This is a genomic window from uncultured Ruegeria sp. (genome assembly GCF_947500045.1).
In the GTDB taxonomy this organism is placed as follows: domain Bacteria; phylum Pseudomonadota; class Alphaproteobacteria; order Rhodobacterales; family Rhodobacteraceae; genus Ruegeria.
In genome coordinates this window covers 1-12,203 of record NZ_CANMQQ010000007.1, presented here as the reverse complement: position 1 = coordinate 12,203, position 12,203 = coordinate 1, and the positions used below count along the sequence as shown (strand labels likewise).

The 12,203-nt window shown below is 52.7% G+C and carries 7 protein-coding genes and 3 pseudogenes; 4 read left to right on the top strand and 6 right to left on the bottom strand.

Annotation, left to right across the window (positions count from 1 at the left end; all coding sequences use genetic code 11):
• Positions 1 to 2 precede the first annotated feature (2 nt).
• The 4 genes from Q1B46_RS12785 to Q1B46_RS12770 form a co-directional block, all read right to left on the bottom strand.
• Positions 3 to 1,190 carry an ABC transporter permease subunit gene (locus tag Q1B46_RS12785; protein WP_299948523.1) on the bottom strand — a complete coding sequence of 396 codons (1,188 nt, stop codon included), beginning with the start codon at positions 1,188 to 1,190 and terminating at the stop codon, positions 3 to 5.
• 59 nt (positions 1,191 to 1,249) lie between these two features.
• Positions 1,250 to 2,245, bottom strand: coding sequence for an amino acid ABC transporter substrate-binding protein (locus tag Q1B46_RS12780; protein ID WP_299948521.1), 996 nt, complete (start codon positions 2,243 to 2,245; stop codon positions 1,250 to 1,252).
• Positions 2,246 to 2,261: 16 nt separating this feature from the next.
• Positions 2,262 to 3,338 (bottom strand): P1 family peptidase, encoded by a 1,077-nt coding sequence (locus Q1B46_RS12775; protein ID WP_299948519.1) that lies wholly within the window; start codon positions 3,336 to 3,338, stop codon positions 2,262 to 2,264.
• A gap of 114 nt (positions 3,339 to 3,452) precedes the next feature.
• Positions 3,453 to 4,361: a LysR family transcriptional regulator gene (locus tag Q1B46_RS12770; RefSeq protein ID WP_299948913.1), complete on the bottom strand. Its 909-nt coding sequence runs from the start codon at positions 4,359 to 4,361 to the stop codon at positions 3,453 to 3,455.
• Between the two features lie 541 nt (positions 4,362 to 4,902).
• Here Q1B46_RS12770 and Q1B46_RS12765 point away from each other — a divergent pair.
• Together Q1B46_RS12765 and Q1B46_RS12760 are read left to right on the top strand one after the other, a co-directional pair.
• Entirely contained in the window at positions 4,903 to 6,303 is a 1,401-nt protein-coding gene (locus tag Q1B46_RS12765; protein ID WP_299666626.1) for a selenium-binding protein SBP56-related protein, read from the top strand.
• A gap of 3 nt (positions 6,304 to 6,306) precedes the next feature.
• The gene (locus Q1B46_RS12760; RefSeq protein ID WP_299948516.1) at positions 6,307 to 6,975 is read left to right on the top strand and encodes a hypothetical protein; all 669 of its coding nucleotides are present in this window, start codon (positions 6,307 to 6,309) and stop codon (positions 6,973 to 6,975) included.
• A gap of 372 nt (positions 6,976 to 7,347) precedes the next feature.
• Here Q1B46_RS12760 and Q1B46_RS12755 read toward each other — a convergent pair.
• Positions 7,348 to 8,367 (bottom strand): annotated as a pseudogene (locus tag Q1B46_RS12755) (IS110 family transposase).
• 390 nt (positions 8,368 to 8,757) lie between these two features.
• Here Q1B46_RS12755 and nhaC point away from each other — a divergent pair.
• Positions 8,758 to 10,192: pseudogene (gene nhaC / locus Q1B46_RS12750) on the top strand (Na+/H+ antiporter NhaC).
• Positions 10,193 to 10,264: 72 nt separating this feature from the next.
• Positions 10,265 to 11,281: a GlxA family transcriptional regulator gene (locus Q1B46_RS12745; protein ID WP_299948514.1), complete on the top strand. Its 1,017-nt coding sequence runs from the start codon at positions 10,265 to 10,267 to the stop codon at positions 11,279 to 11,281.
• A 123-nt stretch (positions 11,282 to 11,404) separates the two neighbouring features.
• Here Q1B46_RS12745 and Q1B46_RS12740 read toward each other — a convergent pair.
• A pseudogene (locus Q1B46_RS12740) lies at positions 11,405 to 12,036 on the bottom strand (tyrosine-type recombinase/integrase).
• Between the last annotated feature and the right edge of the window lie 167 nt (positions 12,037 to 12,203).

The window sequence follows — 12,203 nt, the reverse complement described above, 5'->3', positions numbered from 1 at the left end:
GTTCAGCGCTCCATCAGGGCCATACGGCGGTTGTAGATGTTCATCAGGAGTGAAATGGTCAGCGAAATAGTCAGGTAAACAGCCATTGTCAGTAGAATTACTTCCACGGATTGTCCGGTCAGATTCAGGGTAGAGCCTACGAAGACATTGACGAGTTCCGGATAACCCACTGCAATCGCAAGTGATGAATTCTTGACCACGTTGAGATAGTGGTTGGTGACGGGAGGAATAATCACTCGCATCGCTTGGGGCACTACTATCTTGCTGGTGATACGGCGCGGTTTGAGCCCTAACGCCTGCGCAGCTTCAATCTGCCCCTTGCTTACTGCCATGATCCCCGCACGGACATTTTCGGCAATAAAGGCTGCAGCATAAAGCGAAAGCGCGATCCAAAGGGCAAATAGCGACCCGATTACCTCGATGCCACCTGAAAAGTTGAAGCGCCCAGCTTCAGGGATATCCCAAGTAGTCTTAATACCACCTACGATCCAAATAAGAGCGAAGATCACTACAGCAGCGGCAACTGATGCCATGAAAATAGGAAAATCCTGCCCAGTTCGCGCTTTTTTTACTTTAGCAAATACCCACAGCCCAGCAATCGCGGCGGTGGAAATCCACAACGCGACCAAAAGAAGCCAGCCTTGCCCGCCAAAGTCCGCGAACGGCAGGTTCACACCCCTGTTGTGGATATAGAGTACATCCATCCCAAACGGATTAAGAGCAGTGATCTCAGCGCCCTCACGAACACTCGGCAACGCGATCCAGACACCAAAGAACCAAAACAAGATGTGCAGAAGGAGAGGAACATTTCGTTCGACCTCCACAAAGGCGCTTGCTACCGAGGAAACCAGCACATTGCCGGACATTCGCATCAAACCGAACATGAACCCCAGAACAGTCGCCAGAACAATCGACATGGCGGACACCAGCAAGGTGTTCAGGATGCCTATCTTGAGCGCATCCAAATGCGTCGATGTTGCGAAATCGAACGGCAATAGCGAGAAAGAAATATCATACCCGGCGAGATTTCCAAGAAAGCCGAAGCCATACTGAATGCCAAGACGCTCCAGGTTTACGATTGCGTTTCCTGCCAGATAAAACAGGAGAAGTAGAACAATCACAACGACTAGGACTTGTGAGGAGATGGCCCGGACTCTCGAGTCGCGCCAAAGTATGGAAATACTGTTCATTTTATTCTCCTAGTCGGAATGGGCGACCAGGAAGAGTGCCGCCCATTCTGTTTCTCAAATCAACGGAACGGCGGCGCGTATTGCAGACCACCATTGGTATAGAGATTGTTCAAGCCACGGCTTAGGCCAAGCGGTTGCACATTGCGTTCCCACATCTCGCCATAATTTCCGACAGATTTGATCGCCTTATGTGCCCAATCCGCCTCAAGGCCCAATGCGGAGCCAATATCGCCTTCCACACCGAGCAGACGGCGGACTTCAGGATTGGTTGATGTCGATGCGATCTCGTCCACGTTTTCCTGGGTGATGCCGAACTCTTCCGCTGCTATGAGCGCATTGCGCACCCAACGGGCAACATCACCCCATTGATCGTCGCCCTGTCGAACATATGGTGCCAGCGGCTCTTTCGAAATGATTTCCGGCAAAACCATGTGATCCGCAGGTGTGTCAAATGTGGTCATAGCAGCAGCGACTGCGCTCTGGTCACCGGTGAACACATCGCAAGCACCGTCAACGTAGCCTTTTCTTGCGTCAGAGTTTGAGCCGAAAGACACCGATTTGAAATCTAGGCCGTTGGCACGGAAGTAATCTGCGAGAGTTTGCTCGGTGGAGGACGCAGTGGCCAAGCAAATAGAAGCACCGCTCAGGTCGTTAACACTTTTCACGCCTAGACTGGAACGGACGATGAAACCTTGACCATCGTAATACATCGTACCGATGTAATCGACTGCCTGCGTCGTATCGCGCATCACCGACCAGGTAGTGTTCCGCGAGACGATGTCTACCTCGCCTGATTGAAGGATTGTGAACCGATTCTTGGCGCTGACCGGAGTGTATTCAACCTTCGAAGCATCACCCAGCACTGCTGCGGCCACGGCACCGCAGTAGTCGACGTCAAAACCTTTCCAGGTGCCAGCGTCATCAGTTGCCGAAAACCCCGGAAAGCCACTGTTTATGGCGCATTTCAAAGTACCATTGGCCTGAACGTTCTCAAGGGTGCCGGCACCCGCCGCGCCTGCGGCTATGACAGCAATTGCTGCAAACAAGTATTTCATGTTTTCCTCCTTGGATTTAGTTTTGCCGCTTTGCTACGGCGTTAAGAATATGATCGTGAGGCAAGGCGTAGACCGTTCTCCCCTCAAAGCCTGTCGTGGTTTCGGCTGTGCAAAGAGAGTTGAGAATTGCTTCTTCTGTGGCTTCGACGGCGGCATGGAACAATGGGTCCATCTTGCGCGCTGGAATTGAAGAAATCCCCACAGACGGTTCTTCCGACAAAACGTCAATTATGTTTCCCGTGGAAAACGCGATGGCAAAATCACCGCTGCCGCTATTAGCCATGGCACCGGTCCGTCCTAACCCCAATACTGCCCGCCGACTGAGAGCGTTGCATTGCTGTGGTAGCAGTGGTGCATCCGTGGCGATAATAATGACGATGGACCCATCTTCACCGGGCAACACTCTTTTCCGCTCAGGTATTGGCACCATTTTGTGCGATATTTCGCGGCCCAGATGGATACCGTCCACTACAAGGTTTCGCCTATCCCCGAAATTGGACTGCGCCAGAACTCCAAGCGTGTAGGCTTGCCCTGCCACCTCTATTTGGCGCGACGAGGTGCCAATGCCGGACTTGAAATCGTAGGTGCACATTCCGGTGCCCCCGCCGACGCATCCCTCCTCAACGGGACCCCGCTTAGCGGCTTGAATCACTTGCGCGGCATGTTCAGGAAGGATAGCCCCCGACATCGGGTCACTGAGCCATCCATCCCAGGTTTCACCAACCACGTGATGGGTATAACCATGAGCCGCAGTGTCCGGGCAGATGGCATTTAACCCTTGCACCAGAGCGCCAACCCCAAAGTAGGAAGTTAGCAGGATTGGCCCGTTTACAAGGCCACTCTCTTGCAACCAGTCCCGGCCAATAACCTGTCCGTAGCCGTTCAGAACATGTGAGCCGCCAAATCTGGCTTTCAGCCACAGATCATCGGGTGGGCAATGAAGAATAGCGGTCGCGCCTGTGCAGATACCGCCATCCTTAAGGGTAATATGACCAACTGATACGCCGGGAACATCCGTGATGGCATTGTTAACTCCTGGCGGCAGGAAACCTGGTGCAACTCCCAAGTCACGAATTCGAATTGCCGATGGCATCAGTTCCTACCCTCTCACTTTGCGCATGTGGTAAGCAAGGCTACGCAGAGGGTAATCGCCGCGTCCAATTCTGATTTGGATTTCGCTATTCCAATATAGAATGACTAAACAAGATCAGCCAACTAAAGATGAATCTAAGTTCCCCCAAATACGTTGCACCAGCCGGCTTTCTACTTCTTTCAACCCATAAACCCTGACTTCAAGCTGTTCGAACCAAGCCTCTGACCCGGCAAGCACCAAATTACCGGTTTCCAATTCAGACTGCACTGAAGAATACGGCAGCCAAGCAATACCTTGCCCCATAAGCACACAGTTTTTTAAAACCTCGACTGTGGGGCTTTCAGCAATCGTCCGGCATTGTCCTGCATCAAAGTTATTCCGACGGAAAATCATGTCTTCGACTCGTGCCAGAAACCCGTCACGGGAATATCTAAGAAGCCGGACATCGTCAGGTTTTCCAGAAGCGAGGATCGAGGGCGGCCCATTTGAATATGCAAGAGTGACCGGCACGAACATCTCTGCTGCGAGGACCCGAGAATGGAACTTGCTCTTGTCGTACAGGGAGGGCAGCGATGGATGAGAATATTGAAGAACTAGATCCACTTCCCTGTCCCCAAGTGCTTGAACCATCGTGTAAAAGTTTTGTGTTTTTAGACTAAAGCTGAAGTCACCGCAGGTGTCTTTAAGTTCTGCGAGCCACCGAGGAGCAAACAGCATCAGTAGTGTCGTCGCTCCTAGAATCCGCAGTTCGACTTCTCTGGAACTGTAAGAAGTACGCAACCGACCCCGCTCGGAGATCATCGCATTCAGTGTGGTTTGAGCTATTTCGCGGAATTCCGTGCCTGCTGGTGTCAGGACAGCAGGGAAAGTACGCCGGTCGATCAATTCAGTACCTAACCAGTTTTCCAACGACTTGATGCGTTTGCTGAATGCTGACTGGGTCATGTTTCTTTGAGCTGCCGATACCGAAAAGTTACCGTTATTTGCCAGTACCATAAAGTCCTCAAGCCAAGACAGTTCCATCAGCGCCACCAATTTATCTCATTTCTTTGCACCATACATTGATGGGCACCGATAGACAGTCGTCGGCCAACGGTTTTGCTGCAAAGTTTGCGACATGTGTAGACGCCCAAAACCCCCGAAAATCCGCCATTTCCTTCAACAAACTGAAAAGAGCTTGGCGCCAAAAAAACTGGCGCAGATCGCACTCGAAGATCAAAAAGGTACACGCACTGCATTCATTAGATCACTTTCTGTGTCCGTAACACACTGTTTTTCAACAGAATGGGGCAGAGTTTGCTCATTCTCCGCACCCACGAAAAACTGAAGCCTGACGCCGAAAGGTGACGCTGAGATTGTCGGAATTGCGGACAGTTTTCCGCAACGCCGAAAGTCGAGTTCGCGCCCAATTCAGTCATTAGAACAAGCGATTCAAAAGGGGCAAATTCAAGTCCCTGAGTTTGAGCCGATTTTACGAATCTTGAATATGTGCCATTCTCAACTTTGGCGATACCAGTCAAACTTGGATTTAGACTTGGTGCCTGTGGCCTGGGAGGAGCCAGTTATGAACTTGAGACCTGACCCAACTTTTCACGCAACTCCGAAACTCGCTATGGAAGCGCCTGCGGAAACGCTGGCCTTTACGTTGATGCTGAGCCCTGACGGTTCCGAGCCTGATGGCCTGGCCGTCATAGATGTTGATCCGAAATCCGAGACGTACAGCCAGATCGTCCACAAGCTTATGATGCCCAACACGGGGGACGAGTTTCATCATTTTGGCTGGAACGCGTGTTCTTCTGCGCTCTCACCCTTGACCGGACACGCGTTTTTGGAACGGCGGTACCTCATCATACCGGGGATCCGGTCCTCGCGCATCTACGTGATTGACGTAAAGGAACCTCTTAAGGCAAAAATTCACAAGATCATCGAACCGGAAGAGGTTCTGGCAAAAACGGGTTATTCCCGCCCACACACAATCCACTGCGGTCCCGAAGGGATTTATGTTTCGACGCTCGGAGGCGGCGGTGCGGACGGCACGGATGGTCCTCCGGGTATATTCATCATGGATTGTGAAACCTTTGAGATTTTAGGCCGCTATGAAATGGACCGAGGTGAACAAGATAAACACTACGACTTCTGGTGGAATCTCCCACGCGATTACATGGTAAGCTCGGAATGGGGGCTGCCACCGCAGTTCGAAAACGGGATTGTGGCTGAGGACTTGTTGTCCAACAAATATGGTCACAAGATCCATTTCTGGAACCTGCGCGAGCGCCGCAACGTCCAAACCATCGATCTGGGCGAAAACCACCAGATGGCTTTAGAAATCCGACCCGCTCATGATCCGGCAAAGGATTATGGCTTCTGCGGCGTCGTCGTGGACACCACAAACCTACAAGGTGCGATTTTCACGTGGTGGCGGAAAGATGACGGAACCTTCGAGGCGAAGAAAACCATCACGATTGATCCGCGACCAGAGAAGGCCGAGAACCTTCCGCCTCTGCTGCAGGGATTTGAGGCCGTACCTCCATTGGTGACCGATATCGACCTGAGTTTGGACGACAAGTACCTCTACGTCGCCTGCTGGGGTCAGGGTGAAATGCATCAGTACGATGTGTCCGACCCGATGAACCCCAAGCTGACCGGCAAGGTCGAGCTTGGCGGGATCGCGCGCGGAGCAAAACATCCGAACGGCAAGAGTTTCGCCTACGGCCCCCAGATGGTCGAGATCAGCCGGGACGGCAATCGGGTTTACTGGACCAACTCGTTGTATTCGACGTGGGATGATCAATTCTACCCTGATGATGAGGGCGGACAAATGGTCATGGCCAATGTCGGGGAAAACGGCGGTCTGGAGCTGGACCAGGATTTCTATGTCGAGTTTCCCAAAGGCTATCGAAGCCACCAGATCCGCTTGGAAGGCGGAGACTGCTCAACCGACAGCTTCTGTTACCCGTCGGTCTGACGCATGGAAGGAATAGACACGGCAACAGCCCTTTGGTGGGCTGTTGTCGCCTCGGGCATTTATCACGGGGTCAATCCGGGTATGGGTTGGCCCCTGGCAGTGTCTGCGGCGCTGATGGACAAAAGTAGCAACAGCCTGTTCAAAGCGTTGATCGCGCTGGCAGCCGGGCACCTGGTTGCGGTGGGCGCCATTCTTTTTCCCTTTACCGCGCTGCTTTTTCTGGCCGAATGGCAGCGTGAAATTCAGATTGGCGCGGCATTTCTTGTGATCGGGCTTGGCGTCTATCTTTTGTTCAACCGCCGCCATCCACGATTTCTTGCGCGCGTACCTCCATCGCGGCTTGCGCTTTGGTCGTTCCTTGCGGCGATGGCACATGGTGCGGGCCTGATGTTGGTTCCAATCTATCTTGGGATCTGTCGTACGATCACCACTGACGCAGGCCATGCGGCGGCCGCCAATCTGATGACCGGCAACGCCAAAATTGCTGTTGGTGTCGCCTTGGCTCACACCTTGGCCATGACAATCTCAGGTGGTTTGCTTGCGTTCGGTGTTTACCAATGGCTGGGCCTTAAGTTCCTCTCAAGGAGTTGGTTCAACCTGGACATACTTTGGGCACTGAGTTTGATTCTTGTGGGATCGATTTCGTTGCTGTTCGTTAGTTTGGTTGGCTAACTGGAATGCAGGGCCGAGTAGGCCGCAGAGCAATCGTTCAGCTCACACACCTGCGAACAGTTGCTTTGTCCGCTCTTTGGATTTCCGTCCGTCTTCCAGCTTCGCTGGCGCAGCGAATATTTTGTGTGGATGTCTCCTGCATAGCAAGGCATTTTTTGAGCTTGATGTGAGCGATTGTCAGATGCGGTCTTGCGTCCGGCCTGTTTGCGCGGCGCATACGACCGCTGGCCCTGATGGTTTCCGCTACCTAAGTCCCAAACTTCTTTAGCGGACAACATAGTGTCCCAGACATTCGACGGGGTGTCTCAGCTAACGGGCTGACATTGCTCCATCATATCAATGGTCTTGCGTCTCTGATGTTCCTTTTGGCTTTTATGCTGCGTGAGGCCGATACCTTTCGTTGCGGGTCATAACCGCCCAGATGATACGGGCAGTTTTGTTGGCCATCGCGACGGTGACCACGCGCGGGGACTTTCGTTCTCGCAACGACATCTCCCACGGATCAACGCGGTCTGGATTGATCTTCATCTGGTTGAACCGGGCGGTCATGCCAGTCACTAGAAGGCGCCTGAGGTATCGATCTCCCATCTTGGAGATGCGCCCGAGGGGTTCTTTGCCGCCGCTTGATCGGTTGATCGGCGTCAACCCCAGCCAGGCGGCAAACTCTCGTCCATTGCGGAACTGATGCCCGTCGCCAGGGGTTGCTACAATTGCCGAAGCTGTGACTGGACCGACCCCGGGTATGGTCCTCAGCAACATAATCTTTGGGTCTCTGCGACCTTCAAGCAGAATGCGTTTATCGTACCAAAGAATGCGCAAGTGCAGAGCAACCATCTGTTTGCACAGGTTTGTCAAAACTTCGATTGCGACTTCAGGAATGCTCGGGCGATCTCCGTCCAGCACCGCCTTTGCAAATTTCACGGCACTGCCGATCCCTTGAGCAATCACGATACCAAACTCCCTCAGCAGGCCGCGCAACATGTTGCTGAGCTGGGTCCTTTGCCGCACGACCAGATCCCGCGCACGTTGGAGGAACAGGACGCCCTGCTGCTGCTCGGTCTTGATCGCGACAAAGCGCATCGTCGGACGCGTGACAGCTTCACAGATCGCTTCTGCATCGATGGCGTCAGTCTATCCGCGTTTGACGTAGGCTTTCACATACATTGCAGGCATCAGCTGGACTTCTTGGCCCAACTTCTGGAATTGCCGCGCCCAATGGTGGCTCGATCCGCAGGCCTCCCTTCCAATGAGACATGGCTCAAGGTTCTCGAAAAACTTCAAAAGCTGTGCACGCCTGAGTGACTTGTTGAACGCAACGGTCCTGTCCGCTTTGATCCCGCGCACCTGAGGGATGTTCTTGGCCAGATCTAGGCCGACTGTTGTAACCTGCATTGGGTGGCTCCTTTCCTAGCAGTGATAGACAACTGCAGTATGGCGCATTGCGACGCCGGGTGAGCAGGAACCATCCACCCCATCTCCTTAGGGCCGCAATCGACAGAACCACGCCAATTTGATCAAAATTTGCAAGACGTCCCAATAAAGGAGGTGAGATCTATTAAACGCGAGTAAATTGTTTCGTGTGACTGCGTTGGTCGGCCTTCAACTCAATCCTGGACGTCGAATTCCGGTGCGCTAATGTCGCAAATTCTAACAGGATGTGCGCACTGACCGACAGTCTCACACCGCCAAACTTGGTTTCTTCCACAGATCATCAAGGTTCTGAACCAATCAAAAGGAGGAGAGCCATATGTCTGGGAATGAAGACAACATACTCAGCCCGGCTTGGTGCTGGCCCTCGTGCCAATAGTGCTGACCCTGTGTGTGCTTCGGTTGCAACTATTCTATTTCGGTGACTTGACTCCACACATCCTACTGGACTTTGGGATCGCAATCACTGGGATCGTTAGCCCATGTTGGGTCACCAATGGTCCAGCATAGAATAGAGCGTGTTCCAAGTTATCAATATCTCACTGCCTTCAGTTTCGATTCTGATCACAGTGGGAATGATCATCGGTGTGTGGATCGCAAGCGGAACTGTGGCAACACTGATCTATTACTGTCTCAAGATATTGTCGCCCGAGCTTTTCCTTGCTGCGGGAATGGTCCTTTGCTCCATTGTCTCTGTTTCACTGGGCATCTCGTGGGGCACGACCGGCACCGTCGGCCTGGCGCTGATGGGGATCGTTGCCGGGTTTGGTATTCCAATCTATTGGACGGCGGGGGCGGGGGTCTCTGGCGCATTCTTTGGAAACAAGATGTCGCCTTTGTCCGACACAACCAAACTGGCTCCTGCCGTGACAGGGACTAATCTTTTCGATCATTGTCAAAACATGCTCCCGGCCACAGTGCATTCGATCCTGATTGCCCTGGTGATCTACTTTGTCGTTGGTTTCACTCTGATCGACACCTCTCAGGTCTCGTTTGACTGCATTCACGCATTTACGACAGTGCTGGACGACGCGTTCTGGATCTCGCCGATTATGCTGTTTCTGGCTGTTCTAATCATCGTACTGGCAGTCATGAAACAACCTCCGATCCCGACTTTATTCGCGGGGGCTATGGCGGGCGGCATCATGGCTATCTTCTGTCGGGGGGCTGGGCTGCATGAAACATTCGCCTTCGCTAACAGTGGCTACTCGATTAACACCGATGTTCCAGAGATTGATCCTCTGCTGAACCGTTGCGGCATCCAGTCGATGAGTTGGATAATCTCACTTGGGTTATGGGCGCTTGGTTTTGGCAGAGCGCTTGAACGCGTGGGTTGCCTTCAAGCTATCATCAAAGTTGTCATCTTGAAGGTGAAGTCGTTCGCCGACATACGGATTTCGGCTATCATGACGTCTGTCACCAACGATACCGTTGCAGGTGACCCCTATCTGTCAATTGCACTGCCAGGACGGATGTGTGCACTGGTCTATCGCGCGATGGGCTTTTCCTCACTGAACCTATCCCGGACCGCCGGGGAGGGCGGAACGCTGATGTCCCCTCTGATCCCGTGGAATGCGGGTGGTGCGTACGTAATCACTGTACTTTGCATGGGGATCGCGGACAGGATTTCGAAAACCTGCTGTGCATCCCCCTCGCATTTGCTTGCTGGCTGTCACTGGTCATCGGTATCATATATGCCATGATGGGGCTCTTTTCACCAAAGGCGCGCCAAGATGAGATCCGCTCGTGGGAGGAAAGCAGTGAGCCTGTTGCGCAGATGAGCGCCTGACCGTACCGAACCAACACCGCAACAGGTGTTGGTGCCCTTCATCTGCCCTGGTCGATACTGGGAGGAGAGACTATGAACCCGAGAAACTTTGTCCCAAAGGGCGCGGCCAGCTATCGCATAGACTATGATGGGGTGGCCAACGAGATTTATTTCCTGCTGCTGCCAAAGCTGACGATGCTGGCCTTTAGCGCTGCAGTGGAACCTCTGAGGATCGCCAATCAGGTCACAAATAAAGAGCTGTATAAGTGGTTTCTGATCACCGAAGACGGAAATCCGGTCTCTTGTTCGAATGGGGTTCAAATTACGCCGGATTTTGCGCTGCACAACCTACCGCGATCGTCGCGGTTGTTTGTTTGCTCGGGTATTGAACCGGCGGAAAGCACAAACCCTAAAGTCCTGTCGTGGATCAGCCGCCAAAGAACTTTTGGTTGTAATCTGGGTGGTATTTGCACAGGAGCTTTTGCTCTTGCTAAGGCTGGGGTTCTTTCAGGAAAAAGGTTCACATTGCATTGGGAAAACCACCCTGCTTTCATCGAACATTTTGATGATCTGAAGCCATCGGAAAACCTGTATGAGATCGACAATGAGCTTATGACATCTGGCGGTGGAAATGCCGCAACTGACATGATGTTAGACATGATCGAATCTGATTTCGGAAATGATCTGGCGGTCATCGTTTCGGACATGTGCATCCATTTTCGGTCCAACAATAGTAAAACGCTCCAGAAATCGGCCTTCTCGGTGGCGTTGGGTAGTCGCAACCAGTACCTGATCAACGCCATGCAGATCATGCGAGAAAACCTGGAAGAGCCGTTGGATATCTCCGAAATAGCAGAAGCCGTACAGATATCACGCCGCCAGCTGGAGCGTCTCTTCCAAAAGTATGTCGAAACTTCGCCTGTACAGTTTTATATCCAGCTGCGCGTTTCGAGGGCTTACGCATTGCTCAGCGAAACCGAGATGGCGGTTGCGGAAATCGCTGCAGCCACGGGTTTTAGCAGCGCTACACAACTTACGGTGCGATTTAAGAAACGCTACGGCGAGGCGCCAACTTCATTCAGAAGGGGGTGGTCTGAAAGACGCGAATAATTTGCGTCAGAACAGTCGGGAGGTGAGACATACCAAACGTATCCCAAAACTTTTTCTGCAGCCAGCCAATCTCAGCATGGCAAATGGCCCATATGGGCCGCCCGTGAAGGCGATCCAATGGCACTATATCTCATTGGCTTCGGCGATGGCCAAGGCATCTTCGAGTTCGACGCCGGGATACCGGACTGTACTGTCCATCTTGGTATGGCCAGGCAAGAGCTGGACCGCTCTGAGGTTGCTGGTTTTCTTGTAGATTTGGGTGACTTTCGTGCGCCTCATTGAGTGGGTTCCGTATGCGCTTGCTTCAAGGCCGATCGATGTGAACCAGTCTCGAACAATCCGGGCATATTGACGCGTCGAGATGTGCAATCGTTCGTGGAATCGGCCGGGCCAGAGGTATTCTGAGCCGACTATGAGTTCGTCCTCATCCATTTCTCAATAGGGGCACGGGTGCCCTTGGGTATCTCGAAGCGCACAGGTTTCTTCGTATTACTTTGCAGTACTGAAGCGTGATCCTTGATCTGACCCGACGACATGACATTGACCATCATTATCTTCACAAGATCGCAACCGCGGAGCTTACTGTCGATTGCCATATTGAAGAGCGCAAGATCGCGATAGTTGTTTGCAAGCTCGAGGCGAACTCGGATTGCCCAGACATGTTTTGGTCTCAGCCGGCGTTTTTGACCCTCGATACGTCCTTTGTTCCAAGCGGGCCGCAGCGCACGAATGGCAGGTAAGTTCGGTGTTTCCATGACCGATCCTCCGATCCGCCATGCTCATCCACAACGACAACCCGACGTTGACGCGCCACGAAACCATACAAATGCTGCGTGGCCTCCGAGGTCAGCTGTGAGCCGATTCTGTTGAAAAACAACGTGTTGCTGACGCAGAAAGTGATGAGCTGAACAGAGCGCGAGCG